Here is a 24,392-nt window from a genome sequence, read left to right as displayed (position 1 = left end):
TCTCGTGTTCAGCAAGCCGACACCCTGACGCTATCGGGCCAAGGTCACCCGATCGGTAGCCTGGAACACTGTGGACTATTCGCTGATCGTCATCGTGGTCATCGCCACGGCATTGGCATTCGACTTCACCAACGGCTTCCACGACACGGCGAACGCGATGGCCACCTCCATCGCCACCGGGGCTCTCAGACCCAAGGTCGCGGTCGCGCTGTGCGCGGTCCTCAACCTCGTCGGCGCCTTCCTTTCGGTGGAGGTCGCGAAGACGATCTCCGGCGGGATAGTCGACGAAGCGAAGATCACTCCCGCGGTGATCTTCGCGGGACTGGTGGGCGCCATCATCTGGAACCTGCTGACCTGGCTGGTCGGCCTGCCCTCGAGTTCGTCGCACGCGCTGTTCGGCGGGCTCATCGGCGCGACCTTCATCGCCTCCGGCGCCGACGCCGTGCACTTCGCCAAGGTCGTCGAGAAGGTGCTGATCCCGGCGGTCGCCTCGCCGATCGTCGCCGGGGTGATCGCGACCGTGGGGACGTTCGTGGTCTACCGGATCACGCAGCGCGCCAGGAAGGACGTCGTCGGCAAGACGTTCAAGGGCGGCCAGGTCATGTCGGCCTCGCTGGTCTCGCTCGCGCACGGCACGAACGACGCGCAGAAGACGATGGGCATCATCACGCTGACACTGATCTCGTCCGGCTCGCTGGCCGCGGGGTCGGGCCCGCCGCTGTGGGTGATCCTCAGCGCCGGTGTCGCCATCGCGCTCGGCACCTACTTCGGTGGCTGGCGGATCATCCAGACAATGGGCCGCAAACTGACCGAAATCCATACACCGCAGGGGTTCGCTTCGGATGCGAGTGCCGCCGCGGTGATCCTCGCGTCCTCGCATTTCGGCTTCGCGCTGTCGACCACGCACGTCTGCTCGGGCAGCATCATCGGCTCGGGCGTCGGGCGCAGGCTCGCCGAGGTCCGCTGGGGCGTGGCCGGGCGGATGGTGCTGGCCTGGCTGCTGACGCTCCCCGCCGCGGCGATCGTCGGCGCGATCGCGGCCTCCGTCGCCACCAAGGGCGACTGGGGAACGCTGCTGGTCGGTCTCGCGGGCGTGGCCATCGCGATCGGCATCTACCTGGCGTCCAAGCGCAACCCGGTCGACCCGGCGAGCGTCGGTGAGCAGCAGCCCGAGCCGATCCCGGCAGGTGTGGCATGACGATCAACTGGGCCGGGCTGTTCGAGGTCTTCGCGATCGCGCTGGGCACCGTGCTGGTGGTGACCACGCTGTTCTCGTTCGGCGTCCGCGGGCTTTCGAGCCACGCGGACGCGCGAGCCGAGGGCGGCTCCGGGACGGTCGCGCTGACCGCCTCGGTGGCGTGTTTCGCCGTCTGCGCGGCGATCGTGCTCTACGGGATCTATCTCATCGTCGTGTGAGCTTGGCCAGGTTGGCCTCGCTGAGGTGCTCTACGAGGTTCTCAAGCAGAGCCTCGTCGGCGTTCTCGGCGAGGCCTTCCAGCCGCGCGGGCGGCAAGAGACCGACGACGTGGTCGATACGGCTCTTGTCGTCGATGACGTAGGCGATCTCCAGGAGCGCTGGGTCGTCTATGACGGCTAGGCAAGCCTTGACAGTGCCATCGGGCAGATGTCCGACGAACCGGCCGACCGTGATCCAGTCCTCGCGCCCGACGAGTTCGGCCGCGACCTTGGCCACGGTCGCGGGCGGGATGTCGGCGATGATCCGGCTGGCCCGCCGCGGGTCCAGCTCGACGGCGACGTCCGCGAGGAACTTCGGCGTCAGCCGCTTCGCGACGTCGACACCGCGCGAGACGTCGACCAGCCCCGCGATCCGCGCGCAGAGCAGCGGGCCGAACACCTTCTCGCCGATCTTCGCGAGCACCGGCGCCGGGATGACCCGGGTGGCCATCGCCATGCGCTGGAGGACGTGCAGGTCGGCGTCGAACAGCACATCGGTGACCTGCTCGCGGAATTTCCGCAGGTCATCGGGGTTGACGTCGTTGAGGTACGCGAACCGGCCCGGTGCGTCGCCGAGCAGCCTGGCGAGCTTGAGGACCTCGGCCTCGCTCATAGCCCGACCACTTTGCGCACCGCGCCGCGCAGCAGCGCCGGCACGTACTTGAGGCCCTCTTCGCCCGCCTTCGCGAGTGCTCTGGACTGCCGTTTCCTGGCGTCGTGCAGTGCTTGGGCGAGATCGTCGCGTTCGGCGGGCTCGAGTGCTTCGATGCCCGCGGGTACCGCGCCGCCGAGTTGCTCGGCCAGAGGACGTGCCGCCATGGTCGATCATCATGCCTTAAGTTCGGCGACATGACCGTTGATAAGGCCGTTGAGAAGGCTACTGTCCGTGTCGGAGACCTCAGCGCTTATCTCGCCAGGCCGGCCGGTGGGTCGGCCTCGGGGATGCTTCTGCTGCCGATGATCACGGGTATCGGGCAGCAGCTGCGTGACTGGGCGGACGAACTGGCCGAGCAAGGCGTGACCGCGCTGGTGTGGGACACCTGGCACGGCAAGAGCGCTGACGACACGCCCATGCCCGAGCTGTTCGACCTGCTCGGCACGCAGGACGACGAGCAGTGCCTGAGTGAGCAGCGTGCCCTGCTCGACCATCTCTTCGGCGAGCTGGGCTGCACTCGCGCCGGGGTGATCGGCTGGTGCCTCGGCGGCCGGTTCGCGCTGCTGCTCGGCGCTCGCGATGAGCGGGTGTCGAACGTCGTCGCGTACCACCCGACCGTCTACCCGGAACTTCCGCCGCACCACGTGCTCGACACCGTCGCCGAGGTTCCGTCGATCGCCGCGCCCGCGATGGTGCTGTACCCGACGGCCGACGAGCTGGTGCCGCGGTCCGTCTACGTCCGGCTCCGCGACGCCTTGGAGTCCCGTGCGACAGGCGCGACCATCGCGCAGGTCTATCCGGACGCCGAGCACGGGTTCAGCAACCGCAGCAGGCACGCGAATCCCGTCAACGCGGCGGCGTACGCGGTCTCGTGGCCGCAGGTGCTGGCGTTCGTCAAGGCCACGACGTGAAGTCCTTACTTTCGTCCAGGGCGGCGCGAGACCTGAGCTTGTAGCGTCGGGACCGTGCGTGACTGGTGGAAACGACGGGGCGGGCTGGTGCTCGACGCGCTGCTCTGGCTCGCGCTGAGCTGGCTGCTCTTCGTCGACAGCGTGCACGGCACCTCGCCGTGGGAGTTCGTCTTCGGCATCGTGACGATCACCACCGCGGTGGCCACGACCAGGCGATATCCGGTGGTCTCGCTGGCGGCGGCCACCTCGTCCGGGGTCGCGATGGTGGTCGACCACGGCGGCCGGGTGCCGATCTGGCCGGTGTTCGTCATGGTCGCGATGGCCTACTTCGCCGGGCGGCGGATGCGCACGGCGAAACCGGCGCTGGTGATCTTCGTGGTCGTGTGCGTCCTTTGTGTACCGGTCGCGTACGCGGCCGGTACGCGGGGGCTCGACGGCTGGGCGATGATGCTGAGCGTCATCGGGTTCGCGGCGCTGTTCCCCTGGCAGCTGGGCCGTTATGTGCGGCTGCGCGACGAGATGGCGCGCAGCGGGTGGGAGCGCGCGGAGGAGATCGAGAGCCGTCAGCGCCTGGTCGCGGACCAGGCCAGGCTGCGTGAGCGGGCGCGGATCGCCGGTGACATGCACGATTCGCTGGGGCACGAGCTTTCGCTGATCGCCGTGCGTGCCGCCGCGCTCGAGGTCGCGGGCGGGCTGGGGGAGGCGCAGAGCCGGGCGGCGGGTGAGCTGCGCGAGAGCGCGGCGACCGCGATGGACAAGCTGGGCCAGATCATCGGGGTGCTGCGGGAGAGTGAGGTGCCCGCCGCGCACGAGAGCATCCCCGAGCTGGTCGAGCGTTCGGTGGCGTCCGGCTTGGCCATCACGTCCACTGTGGACGATCTGAGCGGCGCGCCCGCGATGGTCGAGCGTGCGGCGTATCGCGTGGTGCAGGAGGCGCTGACCAACGTCGCGAAGCACGCGCCCGGTGCTGCTGCCGTGGTCACGGTGGTTGGCGGGCCGAATGAGACGACGGTGTCGGTGGTCAACGCGCCAGCGCCCGCCGGGCCGCTGCCGGGCGCGGCCTCGGGCCGTCACGGGCTGGTCGGGCTGCGAGAGCGTGTGCGCGTCGTCGGTGGCACCTTCCGTGCCGAGCCCACGAACGGCGGTTTCGTGGTCGAAGCGACGTTGCCGCATGCCGGTTCGCCGGGCCCGGTCGAGGTTTCCGATGCCGTGCTCGGCCTCGAACGCGCTCGCCGTGAGGTGCGGCGCAGCCTGCTGCAGGCGGTACTGGTGCCCGCGTCGCTGTTCCTGGGCGTCGGCGCGGTCAGCGGGATCGCGTTCCTGTACGGCTGGTATGGCTCGGAACTGGAACCGACGGCCTACGACTCGTTCCGGATCGGCCAGCCACGCGCGGAGATCGACCCGTTGTTCCCCGGCAGGCAACGCTTGGCGCGGCCGTACAGCGGCCAGCCGCCGGTTCCGGCGGGCGCGGAGTGCGTGTACTACGGCAACGGCCGCAGCCTGTTCACCGCGACGTACGAGGCGTATCGGCTGTGTTTCACCGGTGGCAAGCTCGTGTCCAAAGACGTACTGAAGGAGCGCAGTGATTCGCTTGGTCCTGGCTGACGACGAACCGTTGATCCGAGCGGGCGTCGCGGCCATCTTGGGGAGTGACGAGCGGGTCGAAGTGGTCGCGGAGGTCTCGGACGGGCGCGCGGCCGTCGACGAGGTGCTGCGCACCCGGCCCGACGTCGCGCTGCTCGACATCCAGATGCCCAAGCTGGACGGCTTGGCCGCGGCCGAGGAGATCCGCCGGGTCCGTCCCGGGACGGGGGTGATCATGCTGACCACGTTCGGCGAGGACGCCTACATCGAGCGCGCGCTTTCGGTTGGCGCGTCAGGGTTTCTGCTCAAGTCCGGTGATCCGCGCGAGCTGCTCGCGGGTATCCGCGCGGTGGCCGACGGTGCGGCCTTCCTCTCGCCGAAGATCGCGCAACGGGTCATCGCGCAGCTGTCGGGCGGACGCTTGAGCCGGGGAGCCGCGGCCCGTGCGCAGGTCGCTTCGCTGACGCCGCGCGAGCAGGAAGTGCTGGCGTTGCTGGGCTCCGGACTGTCCAATGCGGACATCGCGGCCAAGCTCTTCGTTGTCGAAGGCACTGTCAAGGCTTACGTAAGCAGTATTTTAGGCCGCCTGGACGCGAAGAATCGGGTCCAGGCGGCCATCGTGGCTTATGAAGCAGGTCTGGTCGGTTAAGCGTCGCGCTTACGAAGAAGCACACTGCCCGCCGCAAGCGCACCCACGCTCCAGGCCGCGCAAGACAGCATGCCGATCCAAGGCGCGTAGACCGTCGGCGTGTGGAAGACCGGGTTCAGCTCACCCTTGGGCAGCATCCCGTTGATTCCCGCGAAGCCGGGGAAGTAGTCGATCAGCGCGTCCGCGCCCAGCGCCCCGACGAGCATCGGCACCATCAGCAGGAGCACGATCACGGAGACGATCGCGCCTGCCGTGGACCGCAACGCCGTGCCGATACCCAGGCACAGCAGCCCGAGCAGCGCGAAGTACGCCGCCATCCCGGCGATCGTCAGCACCACCTCGCCCGCCGGAATCCTGCTCGCGTGGTCGCCCGCCACGAAGCCGCCGACGACCATGGCCAGCCCGGCGAGCGCCGCGCCCAGCACGGACAGCACCGGCAGCAGCACGGCGGACTTGGCGAGAAGCAAACGATTGCGTACCGGTACCCACAACAGCGAAGACCGGATGCTGCCGCTGGCGTACTCGCTGGTCACGAACAGGGTCGCGACCGCGATCACCGGGAACTGCGCCATGTAGAACGCCCCGTTGATCGCGATCGAACGCACCGAGCCCGTCTCACCGGCCCGCGCGATGGCCCAGCCGCCCATCACGCTGTACGCGGCCATCAGTACCGCCGCCGCTGCCAGCGACCACCAGGTCGCCCGCACCGACCAGAACTTCGTCCATTCCGACGCGATCGCGTCACCCGGCTTGGTCATGCCCCCACCTTGTCTTCGAAGAAATCGGTCAGTTCGGCGCGGAAGAACTTCAGCCCCGCGGCCGGGTCGATCGAGCCGTACAGCCTGCTCCACGTGGTCGCGGGCACCTTGTCCTTCAGCCCGGTCGCGGCGATCAGGTAGCCGGTGTCCGTCGACGACGAGTGCCCGGTCTCCGGCAGGAACCGGCGGTCCTTCCAGCCGGTGAGCCGTGGCCAGTTCTCGTCCCAGCCCGCGCCGAACTCCTGCTCACCGACCGGGCTGGTGAACAACGCGAACGGCCGGTCGAGCGCGGTCGGGCGGTAGAACGGCCCGTCGAGGTCGGCGACGGCTTTGATCCGCCGGTCCGCCGCCATCGCGAGTGCCGCCGCCGCGCCGCCCGCGGAGTGTCCCGCCATGCCGATCCGAGAGCCGTCGAGGCGCGGGGAACGTTGCCCCAGCAAGGAATCCAGCACGAACGACACGTCACCCGCCCGGCTTTCGATCCCGGCAGGCCACGGCGTTCCCTCTGCTGTGCAGGGGACGCAGGTCAGCATCCGTCCACCCGGGAACTCGACGTTGAACGCTTCGTAAGCGTGGTCGATCGCCGCGACTACGAAGCCTTGTGAAGCCAGCTGCTCGGCGAGAGTGGTCAGCGTGGTCCGGCTGTTGCCAGCGCCCGGCGAGAGCACGACCAACGGCCAGCCCTTGCCTTTGGCGGACGGCAGCGCGGGCGCGTCCGCCCGTGAATGCGTGCGCAGGCGGTACAGCGTGTCGTCCGGCAGCCCGTATGGCTTGACGGTCGCCGCGGACTCGGCGAGCGTCATGTAGCGGCCGGGTTCGCCGACCGGGATCGCCGGGTACCACAGGGAAACCATGAGCGTGCGCCGCTCTTCGGGATGCCAGTGATCGGCGCGGGCGGGATCCGTCAGCGCCATGGTCCGCAGCCCGATCGGGTAATGCCCGGCCGGCTTCAGCAGCGAAAGCGGGGCCGCCGAGGCCGGTGCGGCCAGCGTCAGCAGCAAAGCGGCGACGAGCGCGAAGATCTTCATGCCGCCGCTCCGTACTCCACCGAACTCGCGGTCAATTCCATGTAGGCCTGCTCCAGCGAGGCCGTGCGCTCGGCGAGCCCGTGCAGCCGCAGGCCGAGGTCGTACGCCAGATCCCCCAGGTATTTGACGGAGGTCTCGTGCGCCAGCAGCTCGTTCTCACTGCCCGGTTCGAAGCGGATCCGGTCGGCGCGCAGGCGCCCGGCCAGCGTGTCCACGTCGTCGCGCCGCGTCAGCCGCACCGAGACGACGCTGCGCGAGTTGGCCGCGATGAACTCGTCGATCGGCGCGTCGGACAGGAGCTTCCCCTTGCCGATCACGACGAGCCGATCGGCGGTGAGCTGCATTTCGCTCATCAGGTGGCTCGACACGAACACCGTCCGCCCCTCCGCGGCCAGTGATCGCATCAGCTGGCGCATCCAGCGCACCCCGTCCGGGTCGAGCCCGTTCACCGGCTCGTCGAACATCAGCACCTGCGGATCACCCAGCAACGCGCCGGCGACTCCCAGGCGCTGGCCCATCCCGAGTGAGAACTGCCCGGCCCGCTTGCCCGCGACGTCGCTCAGCCCGACGGTCGCCAGCACTTCCTCGACCCGGCTCGCCGGGATCCCGTTGCTGCGCGCCATCGCCAGCAGGTGCTTGCCCGCGCTGCGGCCCGGGTGCAGTGCCTTGGCGTCGAGCAGCGCGCCGACCTCACGCAGCGGATACGCGAGCTCGGCGTACCGCTTGCCGCCGACGAGCGCGTGCCCCGCGGTCGGCTCGTCCAGCCCGACCACCATCCGCATGGTCGTCGACTTGCCGGCGCCGTTCGGCCCGAGGAAGCCGGTGACCTTTCCGGGCTCCACCAGGAAACCCAAGCCGTCGACGACGGTCTTCTCCCCATAACGTTTCGTCAAGCCGCTCACTGTGATCATGCGGCTCAGTGTTCTTCGGAGGCGGGTCACGGGGCAGCGGACTTCGGGCAGGTGCGGACCCTTACTTTCGTCAGGGTTACCCTGCGTCATGACCACCGAGCGCCGGGTGAGCCCGGTCGACCTGGCGATGCTCATACTGGCCGTCTTCTCGGTCGGCCTGCTCGTGTACGTGACGTTCTTCCCGCATACGGACCGGACCGCGCACACCATCTTCGTCATCGACACGTCGGTGTGCGGGATCTTCGCGCTCGAATTCCTGTGGCGCTGGCGCGAGCGGGGCTGGGAAAAGGGCTTCCCGCTGCGCAACTGGTACGAGGTACTCGGCATGATCCCGATCGCGCACCCGGCGCTGCGCGGCTTCCGGCTGCTGCGGATCATCGTGGTGCTGGTGCGGCTCGCGCGCACGGCCGACCGCGCGTTCGGCGAGCTGTTCACCCAGCGGCTCGTGGAGCGGCTGTCCAGGCCGATCGTGCTCGCGATCAAGAAGCCGATCACCATCGCGGTGCTCGACGAGGTCGTCAAGGTCGTCGAAACCGGCAACTACCCGCAGAACCTGGCCAGGTCGCTCGGCGACAACCACGCGCTGCTGCGCACGATCGTCGCGGAGAAGCTGAAGAACGACCGGCAGGCGGGGCGGTTGGCCAAACTGCCCTTCCACGACGAGATCGTCGGCTCGGTGATCGACACGGTCATGCGCGTCACCCTCGAGGTCCTCACCGACCCCCGCATCGACGACTTCTTCGCGCACGTCGTGCGTGAGAACCGCGAGCAGATCCGCCTCGCCGTCCAGCTAGGCCTCAACGAAACCGAAGACCCCGACCGCGCCGCCGCCCTCCCCACCCGCCCCCAGTACCTCACCCCCTAACCTCGCGCTCCCGCCCCGCGCTGATCGGCGTGTCGTCCATCCATGTACGCGCGTCGTCCATTCGTGCACGCGTGTCGTCCAGCTGTGCACGGGTGCCGTCCATCCGTGTACGGCACCCACCCTCCGTCGCCGGTCGCAACCAATCCTCAGCGCCCTGGGCGAAGTTTTTCTCCCGAAGCTCGGCCGAGCACGCCAAGCCGCGTTTTGGCTTCATAGCAAAGGATTAGGGCGAAACAGCGTCCGAGACTGAGGTAAGCCACAGTCCAGGATTGCGGTTTTCCTCAGTGTGGCGAAGCGACCGAGTTCGTAATCTCGGAGCATGTTCACAAATTCTTCCCCGGCATCACCGGGCACACTTCGCTTAACCGTCAACGAAATCGAGAGAGGGGTCGTCACCCCCTTTGCGCGGCCCCGAAAACGGGTCGCGGGGCGGTCGCCGCCCCGCGTCATGTACCGATCACCGGATCATGGTGCGGAGAGTATGTCAGGTCGGGCAGGCGTGCCCGTCCGCTGATTCCTGCGTGTTCTCGCAGGTGAAAGTGCCCTGATCACGGTCAGGCACCACACCCGTACCCGATCGGCGCTGATGTGCGCCGGGACTGTGTCGGTACGAAGGAAAGGTCTACGTCACCACTGAGAGAGGGGTCTTCGTGACGTTCAAGTCGTCGCGTCCGCGTGCCTCGGTGTACGCCGCGACCGCAGTGATGATCTTCGGGCTGGCCACCGTGCCGGTCGCGAACGCCGCTCCGCCGTCGACATCGGACAAGGCCGTGCCGAGCAGGTCCGATCAGGACTTCGACGTGCGCGACACCGCCAGATCCAGCCCACGCGCGCTGAACGCGCAGGCGCTGTTCTCGGCGTCTCAAGCAGGTGTGACCGCGCAAGCCCGTGCCGAACTCGGGCAGCAGGCACGCATCGACATCGACGCACTGACCGGCACGCCCAGGGTTCTCGCTCGTACGGACGGTTTCCTGACCGGGCCGAGCCGTGAGGCGCCGCGCGACATCGTGTTGCGCTATTTGACCGAACACGAAGGACTGGTCGGGCTATCCGCGAGTGACAGAACGAAACTGAACCTGCGCAAGGACTATGTCGACGTCGAGGGCATCCACCACCTCTCGTTCACCCAGGTCGTCGACGGGATCCCGTTGTTCGGCAACGGGTTGAAGGCGCACGTCGCCAAGGACGGCAGGCTGATCCAGCTGGACGGCTCGCCCGTGCGCGGCTTGCCTGCCTCGCTCGGCGCGTCCACTCTGGCCGCTCCCGGCAAGGAGTCGCAGCGGGTCGGCTTCCTCACGGCCGACGGTGTGCGCCCTGCTTGGTCCACTTTGGACAGGCCGAGTGCGGACAAGCTGTTCCAGCAGGTGACCGACGCCCAGACCGGCGCTCTGCTCTACCGCAAGAACCTGGTGAACCGGCACGAGGACGCCGACGGCGCCAAGGGCCTCGCCTGGCAGGTCAGTCCCGGGGCCGCGGCAGGCGGCAAGCAGGAGCAGGTCAACCTGACCCAGAAGGGCTGGCTGCCCGCGGACGCCAAGACGCTGGACGGCAATGTCGCGCACGTCGGAGCCGACGTCAACGGCGACCAGAAGTTCCAGCCGGAAGAAGAGATCGGGCCGAACGCCGACGGCAGCTTCCGCTACAAGTTCAGTGACTTCAACGCCGTCGTCGGCGCGCCGTGCTCGGCGGCGAGGCAGTGCTCGTGGGACCCGAAGACACCAGGCTCCTGGGCGAAGAACCGCGAGCAGAACGCCGTGCAGGCGCTGGCCTACGTCGGCACCTTCCACGACCACCTGGCCTCCTTCCCGATCGGGTTCACCCGCGCCGCGGGCAACTTCGAGAAGGTCGACGGCGACGCGGTCGAGGTGCACACCCTGCTCAACGCCGCGGGCAACCCCGGCTCGTACGACAACGCGTTCATGGGGACCCCGCCGGACGGGCAGGCCCCGTTCATGGGCATGTTCCTGTTCCACAACCCCAAGGACCCGACCGACCCGTTCCTCGCGTCGAACTCCGCCGACGACGCGAGCATCATCGAGCACGAGTACACGCACGGCCTGTCCAACCGGCTGGTCGTCGACGCGCTGGGCAACTCCACGCTGAACGCGTTCCAGTCCGGCGCGATGGGTGAGGCCTGGAGCGACTGGTACGCCTTCGACTACCTGGTCGGCAAGGGTCTGGTCAAGGACACCGCGGCGCCGGGCGAGATCATCGTCGGCGACTACGTGGGCAACGGCGAGAGCCTGGCCCGGTCGCAGCCGCTGGACTGCGCGGTCGGTGTCGCTTCGGCCAAGTGCCCGGGTACGCCGGGTGCCGGTCCTGGTGGCTACACGTACGGCGACCTCGGCCACATCCTGCCGTTCCCCGAGGTGCACGCCGACGGTGAGATCTGGGCCGGCACGCTGTGGGACCTGCGCTCGGCGCTCGGCGTGACGCTCACCCGGGCGCTGGTGACCAGGGCGATGGAGCTCTCGCCCGCGTCCCCGTCCTTCCTGGACATGCGCAACTCGATCCTGCAGGCCGATGTCGTGATCAACGGTGGCCAGGCCGCCGCCAAGATCTGGAAGACGTTCGCCGCCAGGGGCATGGGCTTCTTCGCCGGTTCGGTCACCGGTGACGACACCGCGCCCGCCGAGGACTTCTCGACGCCCCCGCCCGCCGGCACGCCGACCGCGACCGTCACGGGCAAGGTCGTCAACGCCGACTCGGCCGCCCCACTGACCGGTGTCGCGGTCCGCTTCGGTGGCCACGATTCCGGATTCGGCGGCTCCTTCGCCGCGGTGACCGGAGCAGACGGCACCTACAAGATCACCGGAGTGCTGCCGGGCACGTACCCGAAGGTCTACGCCTTCGGAGGTGGCGCGGACAGCGAGATCCGCGCGGTCTCCGTCCGGTCGGGCACCACGACGGTGGACTGGAAGCTGCGCCAGAACTGGGCGTCCGACACGGCGGGCGCCACGGTGGCGGCCTTCAACGGCGACGACTGGACCCCGTTCGGCTGCGGCCCTGGCGACCTGCTGCGGTCCTCACCACTCGGCGGCGCGGGCTGGTCGACCGACAAGAAGGTCAACCCCGACGGCACGATCCAGTCGCGCTTCGTCACGGTCAAGCTCGGCGGGCCGGTCAACGTCAGCGCCATCGAAATCGACCCCTCCAACAACTGCGGCGACGACCCGCCCGCCGCGGCCAAGGAGGTGACCGTCGAGACCTCGGTGGACGGCACGACCTGGGTGAAGGCGGGCAGCGCCGACTTCAAGCCCGCCGACCTGAACGCCCTCCACCCGCTCACGCTCGCCCCCGGCACCACGGCCGGCGTGCGCTTCCTCCGGCTGACCGTGCTGTCGAACCAGCTGTCCTTCTACCCGCAGGTCTCCTGCACACCGCAGCCCACCTCAGCAGGCTGCGTCTTCATGGACATCCAGCGCTTCGCGGTCCGAGGCACCAAGAGCTAAAAGGCTCGGCCTAAGGGGTCGTGAGTGGTACGGCCGGTTAGAACCGGCCATACCACTCACGACCCGCTCTTCTTGGTCCGTCGTGTCGGTGCCGCGGTCAGCGGGTCCTCCGGCCAGGAATGCTTGGGATACCGCCCGCGCAGGTCGGCGCGCACGGCCAGATAACCGTTACGCCAGAACGATTCCAGGTCCGCCGTGACCGCCGCCGGGCGACCGGCCGGTGAGAGGAGGTGCAGCACGACAGGCACCCGGCCGTCCGCGACGCGCGGGGTGGCCGTCCAGCCGAAGGTCTCCTGCAGCTTGACCGCGAGCACCGGCTCGTCAGCGGTGTAGTCCACCCGGATCCGCGAACCGGTCGGCACCTCGAGCCGATCCGGCACGAGCTCGTCGAAGCGGGACGCGGCAGGCCAGGGCAGCAGCTGCTTCAACGCCTGCCCGGCGTCGATCTTGGCCAGGTCGGACTTGCGCCGCGCACTGCTCAAGTCCACAGTGGACAAGATCGCCTCGTCGTCCGGCGACGGCCAAGGTGCGCCGAGCACCCGATGCAAGAACGCCATCCGCTCGCGCAGCCGCTTCGCGTCCTCGGACCACCTGAGCAACCCGAGCCCTTCGGCACGCAGACCGGCGAGCAGTGCCTCCCGTGCGTCGAAATCGCGGAGCGGGCGCTCCGAAAGCACGATCGCGCCGAGCTTGCGCACGGACCTGGCGACCACGTCACCCGCCCAGGTCACTTCGTCCACTTCGGACAGCAACGCCGGGGCCGCGCGCACGGCCAGCCGCTCGTCGGCACGAGCAGCGAGCCGGACGATGCCGTTGACACGGCCGGGATCCCTGGTCGCTTCGGCCACCGCGAGCCACTCGGTGTCGCCGAGGCCGCTGCCCGCCGGGAGTTCCGCCGCGGTGCCACCCGCCATCAGATAGACCGGCGAACCGGGACCACGGCGCCGGGCGAGCCGTTCGGGGTGTGCGAGCGCGACGACCAGCGCCGGATCAGGGTTCTCCGGTCCGCCGGGCACCAGCTTCGCCAGCCGTTTGACCTCCGCCTTCCAGCGTTCCGACGCCGACCGGAGGCGGCGGATCTCGGCTTCGACGTCGGTCAGCGTGCCACCGGTGTCGAGCAGCGCGACGACCTCGGCCGCCGAGGTGGCGCCGACCGCGGCGGCCCCGTCGAGCAGCGCCCTGGCCAGGCGGGGATGCAGGCCGAGCCCGGCCATCTTGCGCCCGCGCGCGGTGACCGTGCCGTCGGCGTCGGTCGCGCCGAGCGTCACCAGCAGCGCCCGGCCCGCGGCGAGCGCGCCTTCGCCGGGTGGGTCCCACCACGTCAGGCCGCTGCCGTCCGGGGTGGACCAGCAGGCCAGCTCGAGTGCGAACCTGGCCAGCTCGGCGGTGCGAATCTCGGGCTCGGGATACGCGGGCAGGCTCGCCTGCTCGTGTGCCGCCCAGCAGCGGAAGGCACGCCCGGGTGCTTCGCGGCCCGCCCGGCCGGCGCGCTGCTCGGACACGGCGTTGGAGACCCGGACCGTCGCCAGGCCGGGCAGCCCGCGCCGGTGATCGACGCGCGGCACCCTGGCCAGCCCGGAGTCGACGACCGCGCGCACCCCGGGCACGGTCAGGCTCGACTCCGCGACGGCTGTCGCCAGCACCACCCGCTGCCGCTCGCCCTTGCGCAGCGCCAGATCCTGTTGCGCCGCGGTCAGCCTGCCGTGCAGCGGGAACACGTCGACACCGGACAGCATCGCCGACACCCGCGCGATTTCGCCGACGCCGGGCAGGAACGCGAGCACATCACCGTCCACTTCGGACAGCGCGGTGCGAATGGTCCTCGCGACCGTCGCTTCGATCCGCTCACCCCGCGCGCCGGGGTGGTACGAGACCTCGACGGGGAACGTCCTGGCGTCCGCGGTGAGCACGGGGGCGTCGCCGAGCAGCGTGGCCAGCCTGCCGGACGCGACCGTCGCCGACGTCGCGAGCAGCCGCAGGTCGTCACGCAGGCCCGCGCGCACGTCGAGCAGCAGCGCGAGCAGCAGGTCAGCGTCGAGATGCCGCTCATGACATTCGTCGAGCAGGATCGTGGACACGCCGGGCAGTTCCGGGTCGCCCTGCACGCGGCGCACCAGCAGCCCGGACGTCACGACCTCGATGCGCGTCGCCGCGGACACCTTCCGGTCGCCGCGCACCGAATAGCCGACCGTCTCGCCGACCCGTTCACCCAGCAGCGCGGCCATCCGCGCGGCCGCGGCCCGCGCGGCGATCCGGCGAGGCTCCGCGACCACGATCTTCCCCGGCGCCCGCTCCACCAGCGCGAGCGGCACGAGCGTGGTCTTGCCGGTGCCCGGCGGCGCGACCAGCACCGCGGTGCCGTGCGCGTCGAGCAGGTCGCCCAGTTCGCCGAGCACCGCGCGAATGGGCAGGTCGGGGAGCTTCACTGGGTTTCGGTGACCTCCGGCGGCGCGGGCAGCTTGTACCCCGACGGGCCGATGTTGGCGTTGAGCGACTTGATCCACTCGCCGCTGGTGATCATCTTGCGGATCGCCGCGTTGACCGCGTTCTGCCCCTCCACATCGCCTTTGCGCAGGCCGATGCCGTATTTCTCGACGGTGAACGACTGCCCGACGACCTTCAGCAGCTCAGGGTTCTGCGTCACATAGCCCGCCAGGATCGGCGCGTCCGTGGTCACCGCGTCGACCTGACCGGCCAGCAGCGCTGTCACGCAGGCCGGATAACGCGGGTACTCACTCAGCTCGACGGCACGCGCGTACCGGCGCTTCACCTCGTCGGCCGAGGTCGTGCCCGGCACCGAGCACAGCTTCTTGCCGTTGAGGCTCTCGGGACCGGTGATGTCGGGGGTGTTCAGCCGGATAAGCAGGTCCTGCCCGGTGACGAAGTACGGGCCCGCGAACGAGACGACCTGCTTGCGAGCGGGGGTGATCGAGTAGGTGGCGACCACCATGTCCACCGCGCCCGAGCTGATGTCGGGCTCGCGGGACTTCGGCTCGGTCTCACGCCAGGTGATCTCGTCGGGGGAGACCCCGAGCTCGTTCGCGACGTACTTCGCGACGTCGATGTCGAACCCGACGACCCGGCCATCGAGCGTCCGCTCGGACAGCCCCGGCTGATCGAAGCGCGTGCCAATGGTGAGGTGGTTCCGGTCACTCGCGCGCTTCACGAGCGAGTCCAAGGCGGAGCCACCCGATCCGCAGGAGGCGAGCAGCACGAGCACGACGCCCAGCGTGGTGAGCGATTTCACCCGCACAGCTGACCTCCTTCCACCGATCGGCCGACCTCACGTTTTTCTCAGGTGCGGTCGTTAGCCTAAGTGCGTGCCCAAACCGTCTCCACGCGTGCTCGACCTGATCGGCACTCTGGTCAGGATCGGGCTCGCCGCCGTGTGGCTGGTTTCCGGCTGGCTGAAGATCAGCGACGCTGGCCAGACGTTCATCGCCGTCAAGGCCTACGAGCTACTCCCGGACGGGCTCATCAGCCCGGTCGCGACCATGCTGCCCCTGCTCGAGCTGGTGCTCGGCATCATGCTGCTGGCGGGGTTCGGCACCAGGCTCGCGGGCATCGGCTCGATCGTGCTGCTGCTCCTGCTGATCGCGGTGATCGCCCAGTCTTGGGCACGCGGGCTGACCATCGACTGCGGCTGCTTCGGCGGCGGCGGCCAGGTCGCGGCCGGGCAGACGCAGTATCCGCAGGAGATAGCACGAGACACCGGATTCCTCCTGCTCGCGGTGTGGCTGACGCTGCGCCCGTCGACCCTGGCGTCGGTCGACGGCTGGCTCGGCTGGAACTCGAAGGCCGTCCCGGACGACTCGTCCGGTGAAACGGCAAGTTCGGAAAGGACATGAGCAGTGGGTGGAGCTGAGCGCAACGCTCGGAAAAAGCGCCAGCAGCAGCAAGCGGCACGGGCGATAACGCAGGCCAGGGGCGGCGGCGATACCAAGAAGATCATCGCGATCGTGGCCGGCGTGGTGGTACTCGCCGCACTGGTGATCGGTGGCGTGCTCTGGACCAACGCGTCCAAGAACAAGACCGAAGGCCAGGACATCCCGACCGCGGGACTCACCGCACCAGGCCCCGGCGTGGTCGAGAAGCGCGACGGCGTCGTCGTCACCGTCGGCAAGCCCGGCGCCACGAAGACCATCGACATCTACGCCGACTTCCTGTGCCCGGCCTGCGGCAACTTCGAGAAGCTGTACGGCGAGCAGATCCATCAGCAGGTCAACGACGGGAAACTCCAGGTCAAGTACCACATGTTGCCCATGCTGAACCGCGCATCCAGCCCCCCGGGCTACTCGGTCGAATCAGCGAACGCCGCCCTCGCGGCCGCCGACGCCGGCAAGTTCTCCCTCTTCCACGACGCCCTCTTCCGCGCCCAGCCCGAAGAGGGCAAGCGCGGCTACGACAAGGCGCAGCTCATCAAACTAGGTCAGGACCTGGGCATCACCGGCCCGGAATTCGGCAACGCGGTGACCGTGGGCACCTACTCCGCCCAGATCACCAGCGAGTTCGACAAGACCGCCGACAACCAGCAGCTCTGGCACCCCGGAGCCCAGGGCTTCCAGACCCCCACCGTCGTACGCGACGGCAAGGTCGTCGACGTCAAGCCCGGCTGGCTCGGCCAGTAACCCTTGTTTCGCCCACCCTGGGTACGGACAGTGGCTCGGTCCGTACCCAGGGTGCTCTTCGGGGGGAGCGTTCCCCGCCGCGCCCATCCCCGCCACCGACAACTACTGGGAGTCACGCGGTCCAGCTTCGCTGAGGTCAGACCGGTAGGTACCCCCGTCGCAGAGCCCTCAGGTGGGTGTTGTAAAGTCTGTACCTACGAGATGCGGGGGAAACCCGCTCCGGGGCTATGGCGCAGCTGGTAGCGCACCTCACTGGCAGTGAGGGGGTCAGGGGTTCGAGTCCCCTTAGCTCCACATCGTGAAGAACCCCTTCGATTGAGCCGTTTCGGCTGGTCGGAGGGGTTTTCTACATTTCGCTCCCCATCTTGCGCGATCGTTTCTCGTGTTTCTGGCGTGCCCCTGCTGGAGCGTTTCTGGAGCAGCGTGGAGCAGGTGGAACGCTGCTCGGCGGTGGCTTTTCGGTGCTGGTCCCGGGGAGGGCTTGGACCCGCAACACTGCGATTCGCAGGCGGGGGAAGGCGGCGCATCGCCGACCAGCCTTGAGGGATGCTATCGGGAGGTCGTCGCGCTGTCAGTCCGACTGCGGGCGTTTTCCGGCCAGGAGGAGCGGCTCTGGAAGTACTGCGTTGCCTCGGGCGCCTCGGTGAACTCAAGGATATTTCCGAGCTTTTCCGCCAAGGCTGTCCGGATCTCCTGTGGGGTGATGAAGAAGAACTCCCGTCGGGAGTTCACGTGGTTCAGCCGGCGATCTGCGAACATCTTGTGCAGCTCGTTCTCGAGCGTGATCGCGTCTTCAGAGAAATGTAGTAAGTGAGTGTCGAAGGGAAACGGAACCGACGCGTCACCCAGCTCGACGATACGGACCTTCGGTTCGATCCGCCTGGTCATCCCGATCTTGACGACGTTCTCGCCGAAGGCGCCGATGTTGCTGATGACGTAGACGTAGCCAGCTCGGATGTTCGCGATCCGATAGTCGTTCTGCGCGATCGCTTCCGCGATCGCGGACAACCGCTCGCGCAGGGCGTCCGCCTGTTCAGGCTTGCCTTGCGCCTCGAGCTGCGCCAGGGCGTTGGCATAGTGGTCGCGTTCCTTTTCCAGCCGCTCGCGTTCGGCTTGCAATTCCGCCTCCGCGCGCTTCTCTTCGCGTAGACGCTCACGTTCCTCTCTTGCCGCTTCACGCTCCTCCTGGACCTTGATCTGGTAGTCCCCGGTCAGTTCGATCTCCCGCAACCGGGCCTGGTGGTATTCGGGTGCGACCCGCATCTCCATCATTTTGCCCAGTTTGGCGATCGACTCGACCGAACGCTCGAGGCGTTGCTTCGCGGAGGCGACCGTGCCCGCACGAACCGAGCGGACACAGTTGTCGGCTTCGGCGTTGTAAGCGCGCAACATCAGCTTGGAGAAGTCGGCAATCATCTTGCGGCCTTGTGCCAACGAGTTGTTGTAGGCGAATCTGTCAGCGGCCAGGATCGCGTTGCCCTGCTTGACGAAGTCCTTCACCTCTTGACGGAGTGCGGCCAGCGTCTCTTTGTACTGCTCGGCGTTCTCGAGCGGATGGTGATACTCGTAGATCCCGACCTGCTGGAGAAGGATCGCGTCGTTCAGCTCGACGAGCTCGCGGCGGGCTTGCTCGATCTGCTCACGAACATCCTCGAGTTCCGCTTGCCTCGGTGCGGGTGTACCGACGATGTCAACGAGCGGATCCGGGGGGTCTTCCTGCGGCAGTTGACCGCTTGCCACCCTTTCCTCGACTGGGGCGTCTGCGACCCAGAACTCCCACCCGGGCGGCGCGGGTGGCCACGACGCCGGCGGTCGCCAACCGGTCGGCGGCACCCAGCCGGGCTCCGGCTCCGGCCAGCCCGGCGGCGTGACAAACCGGAACCCGGCTGCGTGGCTCATCCGCGGACACCCTTGCGGTCGTCGATCGGAGTCAGACGGAACGGGGCCTTCGAAACGACCGCGCGAAGGTGCTTCATCGTTTCGGACGGGGTGATCCGCGCGAGGTCGATCCGCGCGAAGTCTTCGCGGGCCACCGCGAGTGCGATGAGTCTGACGAACACATCCTGGCCGGTCGCAGCGTCAACGTGGTTGACACCGCCGACTAGCGAGATGCTGTCGATCCGGCGCGCGCGGTCGGACTCCCAGATCTCGTGCAGGGTGCGCAACGTCATGTTGTCAATCAGATTCGCGTACCTGGTTGTGAGGTCCTTCTGCGTCAGCCTGGTTTCCGCCAGTTCGTCACTGGCCCGCACGTACCGGAACGACTTGGTCGCCGGGATCGCCTCGGGTGGCGGGAATACCAGTGTGATGGATAGTTCCCGCAGGTCAGAGCTGTAGGAGAAGTCGACGTCGCTGTTGGCGCTGATCGCATCGGGGTAGATGGAGTTGCTGAACACGATACCGATGTATTCGTCGACGGCCGCCGGTTCGTTCCTCGCCAGCCGGGCGATCAAGTCCTCGAGGCGGGCGTTTTCCTCGTCGACAACCCGACGACGCTCGTCGCACTCGGTTTCGTACTGCTGCTGGTCTCGGGCCAGCCGCCGCAACCGCTCGGCTTCCGCCGCCTGGTGCTGCTCCAACGCGACCAGCTGCCGACGAGGGATCTCCGCCACCACGCCCCGCCAGGCCGCGTGTGCCTGCTCGAACCGGGCCTGGGCCTCTGCGGTTGCGGTGGCGTGCTTCTTCTTGGCGAAGACCGCCGAAAGACCAGTCGGTGCCGGCGGAGGCTGGAAGTACGGCTCCGGCGGCGCAGCGGCCGGAGCAGGCGGGGGTATCGCCGCGGAATTGGCTGACCGGAAAGGCGGGTGTTCGGCGATCCGTCGAAGCTTTTCCAAATCGACGTAATCGTCGACAGCCAGCGTCGACTCGAGAATTCCATCGATGGCAGAGAGCTCTTCGACGAGGTTCGCGTTGAGCGACTCGGCCTTGGATTGCTGAGCTTCGATGTGGAGACGTTTGGCTTCGCGTTCTGCCTGCGCGGCGGCCTGCGCGTTTGCCCGCACCATACGCTCGTGGGCTTGAGCGGCGGCTACTTGAGCGCGGTGCATTTCACGTTCGAGCCGCACCCGCTGACGTTCCGCCGCGGCGGCTTGCCGCGCTCGCTCTTGTTGCGCTTTCGCCGCTTGATACTGCATCTCGGCGAAAAACCCCCGACGACGCCCCATAGACTTCCCCTCCGACTTCGGCCAACCCGCTCGCGTAGATATCGCCAAAAGGAGCGAAATGTTTCATAGATTTAAGATCATCCGTCGAACGGACGAGCCTGGCTCGGCCCGCGCTGGGCATCGACGAGCGTAGCGGTCGAGACCTGATCAGCTGGTACTGCTGAGCTCTTCGTGCAGGCTGTTCGTGGGCTTCGTGAGGTAGGGGTCGCGTTCGATCCAGTGTTTTCCTTCCGCGGCGATGCCTTCGAGGATGTGAAGAGTGTGAGCGAACCCTGCGGCATCGAGACTCATCTCTACCACCGAGCCCTCAACCCCGTTGGCTAGGTTGTCGGCAGGGACGTAACTGCTGACGTGGATGTCGCGCGGCTCGCCGTTCATGAGTGTGAGCGCGAGGTTGCAGCTGAGCTCTGTCGGGGTCACGACGTGGACTGAGGAGACGGCATCGAAGCGGAAGTTGGTGCGCTCAAGGTAGACCAGTTTGATGTGCTCGAAATCGAGCCCGGTGGTCACCTCACGCACGCCGTCGAGGGTGATCAGGAACAGACGGATGTCGTAGTTCGAGTAGCGGTACGGACCGCCGGTGACCCGGGCTCGCCTGGAGTTCTCGGCGGGTGTTTGCAGGAACGCGTGAGTGAGCACGTCGCGCCAGGCCAGCCGGTAGTGCTTCAGTGCCTCGTCGAGCACGATGGTCTTGTCGGCGTTAAGCCAGTTCTCCATCTCGGCTTCCGATGGCATGGTGTCCGCCAACTTGCGGCTCCAGCGTTCATACTCCTGCTGTCGTGCGTTCTGTACGTCCCAGTAGTCGCCGGTGTCCTCGATCTCGCGTCGACGCTCACTGACGATGAACGACCAGGCGGGCACGCTGGTCGCCGTGCCGACCATGAAGAGCAGAGCAGCGACCAGCGTGAATAGCAGGTCGCTATCCAACGCCGCTGCGGCGACATAGGTGGCCATGCCCGCGAACGTGGTCGTAGACAGCACACAGATGGTCTTGGTCTTGGCTGAAGCCCGATAGCGCTTTCGATGCTCGAACAGCGTGTCATTGCGCCATTTGGCGCGCACGTCCCGTATGCAGTACCGGATGAGCCACTTGACGTTGTCGACGGTGACCCGCTGGTCCCGGTAGACGTCAACGATCTCGTTGCGGAGTGCTGCGCGGACGCCGGCTGTCTCGGCTAGCCAGGTCCCACGGTGAACCTTGTCGGGCGCGTAGCGGTGGAAGTAGTGGTCGAATGAGTCGCTCACGTTCCTGGCGAACCCGCCAGGTGAGCCGCTTTCGACTCTTTTCCGGAATTGACGCTCTTTGACCGCGAGACGCTGCACTTGGTAGCGCCAGTGGAATCCGCTCTGGATGGCGTAGTAGGCGGCTATTGCCGCGAGCAGGTAAGCGGCTATCGGCAGAGGCCGAGCGGCCACGAGGAGTGTCTTGGCGAGATAGCCGGCGCCGAGCGCGGCGACCAGTTCGCCGAGCAGGGCGCGGACGCGGTCACGCCGGGTGACCTGCGACGGTTCTGGTTTACGGGTCCGGGGTTTGCTTGGTGGCACTTCGAAGTAGGCCCAAACCCGATTCTCGCGGTTCATGCTTGAGCGGGTTTCGGCCGCGTTGCGCCGGATTCCGGCCCAGAACCGGTCCTTGAGACTGCCCGTGAGTACGAGGTCCAGGTGCCGCACTATCTGGTCGCGTTGCGGTTGAGGTAGCTCGGCCAGCTGCCGTAGCGCGTCCTCGGGGTCGCTGCCCGTGTCGCCCAGGCAGCTGAGCAAGTCGTGCACCGTGCCCAGGGACCTCGTCCAGTCGTCGGCTGCGAACGCCTCGCTGGCACGCGACGTGGAGATCAGCAGTTCCCGCTCGTCGACGGTGAGGTCGCGATATGAACGCTTGCTGAGCATGGCCAGCATCCAGTGGAACCGTACTTCGGCGCTGTCGTGTCCCAGTGCGCGCGCTTGGTCGATTAGCTCTCGCGCCCGCGAAGGGACACCGTCGCGCAGGTATGCGACGCCGACACGGTATTTCTTCTCGGGCGGAGCGTCCGGAAGTACGAAGTAGACGGTCGAGTCGTGGATTTCGCTTGCGATCATTCCGATGTGTGAGTCGGTCGCGTTCACGTTCGGCAGGGGGCTTGTGGGTGGCGTCATGAGATGCCTTTCGCGGCGGCGACGAGCATGGTGACCTTCGCGACTAGTCCAGTGAGTTCCGCGACCAGTCCGCTGAACTGCTTGAGAGCCAGCACGAATTTCTTCTTGCTTTCCGGGGAAGTGGACGCGAGGGCTTTGCCTGCGGCGTCGAGGTGGCCGCATGCGATCTCGTACGTTTCGTCGTCGAGTTGCCCGCGTGCGTGTTCTGCCTCGAAGTCCTTGCGCAGCAAAGAGAGTTCCGCGGTGAGGTCAGAGGTGGTGCCGGGCTGGCCGGATACATTCTGAAAGACTGTGCTGTTGCTGATACTGCCCGCCACCATGCCGATTGTGCTACCGGTGCCGTGGACGCTGACGTGCTCGCGAGGAGGAGTGGCTCTGGTGTTCATGGCGCCGTGTTTCCCTTCCTTGATCAGTTCAGTGGCGAGATAGGTAGCGAACTCTGCTGCGTTGGCTGCGGCTCGCGGCTGCCAGTTCTGGTCCGCTTCGGAGGTCTTCGAGCCGTCCGCTTTGTCGCTGACGCCGCGCACGATGACCACAGGGGCACCGTTGAGGTGTCCCGCTTGCGCGACACCGGCACCTTCCATCTCCACGGCCAGCGCGTCGTTGTAGTGCTCGCGGATCCACCGCGCTTCCCTGGAAGAGCGAGAGTTCTGCACGATCTCGCCTGCGGCGATGGGACCGAAACGCACTTCCGCGCCGTCGGGTGCGGTGTCCTTCCAATTTCCTGTACGCGCGATGTGCTGGGCGAGCTGACTTATCTCATGTGCGAGTTCCCAGCTCCTGGGCCTGGACTTGAGCCCGTCGTCCTCGCTGGTGCCGCCGTGGTAGCCGTAGACGTGTGTAGCGACCACGACGTCGCCGAGCGGCGTGTCCCACAACGCGCCGGCGACACCGACGAACATCAGCGCGGTCGGTGAGAAGTGCGCGATCGCCCTTTCGGCCATGACCGCGGCTGGTTGATTCCCCTTGCCCGCCAGGCTGACCGCGACGTGGCAGGTCGTTCCGCGAACGGTGCCGATGTCGAAGCGCGTGCCGCGATCGTGCACGTGTTGTTCCACGTTGTCGAGTCGGTCCAGGACGGCTTTGTACTCCTCGTTGAAGGCGGTGAGGATCACCACCAGGTCGTCGTTCATCCGTTCCCTTCACTTGCGGTGGCCGGGCTGGGGCGTACCAGAGGTGGGTAGAGCGTGGTCCGGCTCCCGGCCTTGAACAGCCGGGCCGGTCGGCCCTTGCCCGTGCGTCGTTCAGCGCCTACGGGCACGATGAAGTCGTCGACGGCCTGGATCTTCCGGTAGAAGTTCCGCAGGTCGAGTGCTACACCCCACACGGCTTCATAGACCCGTTGCAACTCATTGATGGTGAAGGTCTCGTCGCAGAACGCCGTGGCGATGGCGGTGTGTTCGAGTTGGGCGCGGGCCCGTTCGAGACCCTCGTGGAGGATGGTTTCGTGGTCGAAGGCCAGTTTGATGCTGCCTCCTAGAACATCGGGAACCGGTACCCACCTCGCATGAGCGGCGTCGGTGCCCGCCCGTGGCTCCGGCAGCCCCGGCGCGATGGCCAGGTAGGCCACCGAGACGACACGGCCCCTTGGATCGCGATCAGGCTCGCCGTAGGCGCCTAGCTGTTCGAGGTGGAGTTGGGTTGCGTCGAGATTCGCTTCTTCCATCAGTTCGCGGTGGGCGGCCGCGAGGACAGCCTCTCGCTCGTCCTCAAGGAAGCCTCCTGGCAACGCCCAGTCGCCCTGGAACGGTTCGATGCCCCGTTCTACGAGCAGCACATGGAGCGTCGAATCGATCAGGGTGAAGATCACCAGGTCGACGGCCAGCAGTACCGGCGGAGGGGTCCAGTCGTCGTCGGGCATGGCGTCGACCCTACATATTGTCAGTTAGACAGTAAAGGTGAACTTTGGTCTCGACTCAGTGACTGAAAGTGGTCGCACGGCACCTCTGGCCTGCTGCCGATCAAAGAAGTGAGGCTGTGGCTCCTGTTCTGGCGCGGCGCAGACGTGGGGCTTCGAGGCAAAATTGCTGGGTCTGCGGCTGAGCGCCGGAATCGCGCAGATCGCCAGCCCGGCGACCACGACCACGACGGTGACCAGAGGTGCCTTCGTCGCGGTGCGCATCCACCAGCGCGTGATCTGCGGCTTCCGGCGGCGCCGGGTCCGCTTCAGTTTCGGTGCGCGCGTCCGCAACCGCGTGC

21 protein-coding genes and 1 tRNA gene are annotated in these 24,392 nt (G+C 67.5%); 10 read left to right on the top strand and 12 right to left on the bottom strand.

Annotated elements, in window-relative coordinates:
- The first annotated feature begins 70 nt into the window (after positions 1-70).
- Together BLV57_RS33265 and BLV57_RS33260 are read left to right on the top strand one after the other, a co-directional pair.
- Positions 71-1,198, top strand: coding sequence for an inorganic phosphate transporter (locus BLV57_RS33265; RefSeq protein ID WP_091295917.1), 1,128 nt, complete (start codon positions 71-73; stop codon positions 1,196-1,198).
- Positions 1,195-1,416, top strand: a complete 222-nt coding sequence (locus tag BLV57_RS33260) for a hypothetical protein (RefSeq protein WP_091295914.1) — start codon at positions 1,195-1,197, stop codon at positions 1,414-1,416. Before BLV57_RS33265 ends, BLV57_RS33260 begins: the two co-directional genes overlap by 4 nt.
- Here BLV57_RS33260 and BLV57_RS33255 read toward each other — a convergent pair.
- Together BLV57_RS33255 and BLV57_RS33250 are read right to left on the bottom strand one after the other, a co-directional pair.
- Complete coding sequence (locus tag BLV57_RS33255; protein ID WP_091295911.1) at positions 1,403-2,068, bottom strand: hypothetical protein; 666 nt, start codon at positions 2,066-2,068, stop codon at positions 1,403-1,405. The two genes, BLV57_RS33260 and BLV57_RS33255, sit on opposite strands and share 14 nt — an antisense overlap.
- Complete coding sequence (locus BLV57_RS33250; RefSeq protein ID WP_091295908.1) at positions 2,065-2,274, bottom strand: hypothetical protein; 210 nt, start codon at positions 2,272-2,274, stop codon at positions 2,065-2,067. The genes BLV57_RS33255 and BLV57_RS33250 overlap by 4 nt, the downstream gene beginning before the upstream one ends.
- A gap of 30 nt (positions 2,275-2,304) precedes the next feature.
- Here BLV57_RS33250 and BLV57_RS33245 point away from each other — a divergent pair, with 30 nt between their 5' ends.
- The 3 genes from BLV57_RS33245 to BLV57_RS33235 are packed head-to-tail and all read left to right on the top strand — an operon-like array spanning position 2,305 to position 5,254.
- On the top strand, positions 2,305-3,021 hold the full coding sequence (locus BLV57_RS33245; RefSeq protein WP_091295905.1) for a dienelactone hydrolase family protein: 717 nt from the start codon (positions 2,305-2,307) through the stop codon (positions 3,019-3,021).
- 54 nt (positions 3,022-3,075) lie between these two features.
- The gene (locus BLV57_RS33240) at positions 3,076-4,626 is read left to right on the top strand and encodes a sensor histidine kinase (protein ID WP_245757619.1); all 1,551 of its coding nucleotides are present in this window, start codon (positions 3,076-3,078) and stop codon (positions 4,624-4,626) included.
- A complete protein-coding gene (locus BLV57_RS33235) occupies positions 4,604-5,254 on the top strand; it encodes a response regulator (protein WP_091295902.1) in 651 nt (216 codons plus the stop codon). The genes BLV57_RS33240 and BLV57_RS33235 overlap by 23 nt, the downstream gene beginning before the upstream one ends.
- Here BLV57_RS33235 and BLV57_RS33230 read toward each other — a convergent pair.
- From BLV57_RS33230 to BLV57_RS33220, 3 genes are read right to left on the bottom strand one after another with little or no spacing between them, the layout of a single operon-like run.
- Positions 5,251-6,012, bottom strand: a complete 762-nt coding sequence (locus BLV57_RS33230) for an ABC transporter permease (protein ID WP_091295900.1) — start codon at positions 6,010-6,012, stop codon at positions 5,251-5,253. The genes BLV57_RS33235 and BLV57_RS33230 overlap by 4 nt on opposite strands.
- On the bottom strand, positions 6,009-7,040 hold the full coding sequence (locus BLV57_RS33225) for an alpha/beta hydrolase (RefSeq protein ID WP_091295898.1): 1,032 nt from the start codon (positions 7,038-7,040) through the stop codon (positions 6,009-6,011). The genes BLV57_RS33230 and BLV57_RS33225 overlap by 4 nt, the downstream gene beginning before the upstream one ends.
- Complete coding sequence (locus BLV57_RS33220) at positions 7,037-7,951, bottom strand: ABC transporter ATP-binding protein (RefSeq protein ID WP_091295897.1); 915 nt, start codon at positions 7,949-7,951, stop codon at positions 7,037-7,039. The genes BLV57_RS33225 and BLV57_RS33220 overlap by 4 nt, the downstream gene beginning before the upstream one ends.
- Before the next feature lie 88 nt (positions 7,952-8,039).
- On the opposite strand from BLV57_RS33220, the gene BLV57_RS33215 reads away from it, so the two are divergent.
- Together BLV57_RS33215 and BLV57_RS33210 are read left to right on the top strand one after the other, a co-directional pair.
- Positions 8,040-8,816: an ion transporter gene (locus BLV57_RS33215; protein ID WP_091295894.1), complete on the top strand. Its 777-nt coding sequence runs from the start codon at positions 8,040-8,042 to the stop codon at positions 8,814-8,816.
- 650 nt (positions 8,817-9,466) lie between these two features.
- Entirely contained in the window at positions 9,467-12,268 is a 2,802-nt protein-coding gene (locus BLV57_RS33210; protein ID WP_245757618.1) for a M36 family metallopeptidase, read from the top strand.
- A gap of 56 nt (positions 12,269-12,324) precedes the next feature.
- On the opposite strand, the gene hrpB is transcribed toward BLV57_RS33210, so the two are convergent.
- Positions 12,325-14,694, bottom strand: a complete 2,370-nt coding sequence (hrpB, locus tag BLV57_RS33205) for an ATP-dependent helicase HrpB (RefSeq protein ID WP_091295891.1) — start codon at positions 14,692-14,694, stop codon at positions 12,325-12,327.
- Positions 14,691-15,521 (bottom strand): glutamate ABC transporter substrate-binding protein, encoded by an 831-nt coding sequence (locus BLV57_RS33200; protein ID WP_091295888.1) that lies wholly within the window; start codon positions 15,519-15,521, stop codon positions 14,691-14,693. Before BLV57_RS33200 ends, hrpB begins: the two co-directional genes overlap by 4 nt.
- A 67-nt stretch (positions 15,522-15,588) precedes the next feature.
- On the opposite strand from BLV57_RS33200, the gene BLV57_RS33195 reads away from it, so the two are divergent.
- The 3 genes from BLV57_RS33195 to BLV57_RS33185 all read left to right on the top strand — a co-directional run bounded on the left by BLV57_RS33195 (position 15,589) and on the right by BLV57_RS33185 (position 17,190).
- Positions 15,589-16,116: a DoxX family protein gene (locus BLV57_RS33195; protein WP_281244452.1), complete on the top strand. Its 528-nt coding sequence runs from the start codon at positions 15,589-15,591 to the stop codon at positions 16,114-16,116.
- Positions 16,117-16,119: 3 nt separating this feature from the next.
- Positions 16,120-16,896 (top strand): DsbA family protein, encoded by a 777-nt coding sequence (locus BLV57_RS33190; RefSeq protein WP_091295883.1) that lies wholly within the window; start codon positions 16,120-16,122, stop codon positions 16,894-16,896.
- Between the two features lie 221 nt (positions 16,897-17,117).
- Positions 17,118-17,190: transfer RNA gene (locus BLV57_RS33185), tRNA-Ala, on the top strand.
- A 255-nt stretch (positions 17,191-17,445) separates the two neighbouring features.
- Here the strand turns inward: BLV57_RS33185 and BLV57_RS33180 are convergent.
- The 5 genes from BLV57_RS33180 to BLV57_RS33160 all read right to left on the bottom strand — a co-directional run bounded on the left by BLV57_RS33180 (position 17,446) and on the right by BLV57_RS33160 (position 24,054).
- Positions 17,446-18,795 carry an SNIPE associated domain-containing protein gene (locus BLV57_RS33180; protein WP_091295881.1) on the bottom strand — a complete coding sequence of 450 codons (1,350 nt, stop codon included), beginning with the start codon at positions 18,793-18,795 and terminating at the stop codon, positions 17,446-17,448.
- On the bottom strand, positions 18,792-20,060 hold the full coding sequence (locus tag BLV57_RS33175; RefSeq protein ID WP_143047211.1) for a hypothetical protein: 1,269 nt from the start codon (positions 20,058-20,060) through the stop codon (positions 18,792-18,794). The genes BLV57_RS33180 and BLV57_RS33175 overlap by 4 nt, the downstream gene beginning before the upstream one ends.
- 147 nt (positions 20,061-20,207) lie before the next feature.
- The gene (locus tag BLV57_RS33170; protein ID WP_091295876.1) at positions 20,208-22,163 is read right to left on the bottom strand and encodes a hypothetical protein; all 1,956 of its coding nucleotides are present in this window, start codon (positions 22,161-22,163) and stop codon (positions 20,208-20,210) included.
- Between the two features lie 26 nt (positions 22,164-22,189).
- On the bottom strand, positions 22,190-23,326 hold the full coding sequence (locus BLV57_RS33165) for a 5'-methylthioadenosine/S-adenosylhomocysteine nucleosidase family protein (RefSeq protein WP_091295873.1): 1,137 nt from the start codon (positions 23,324-23,326) through the stop codon (positions 22,190-22,192).
- Positions 23,323-24,054 carry an NUDIX hydrolase gene (locus tag BLV57_RS33160; protein WP_091295871.1) on the bottom strand — a complete coding sequence of 244 codons (732 nt, stop codon included), beginning with the start codon at positions 24,052-24,054 and terminating at the stop codon, positions 23,323-23,325. The genes BLV57_RS33165 and BLV57_RS33160 overlap by 4 nt, the downstream gene beginning before the upstream one ends.
- Positions 24,055-24,392 lie beyond the last annotated feature (338 nt).

Source organism: Amycolatopsis xylanica (assembly GCF_900107045.1).
Classification (GTDB): Bacteria; Actinomycetota; Actinomycetes; order Mycobacteriales; family Pseudonocardiaceae; genus Amycolatopsis; species Amycolatopsis xylanica.
Note: the sequence above shows the minus strand (reverse complement) of the source record. Positions and strands in the feature narration are given on the sequence as shown.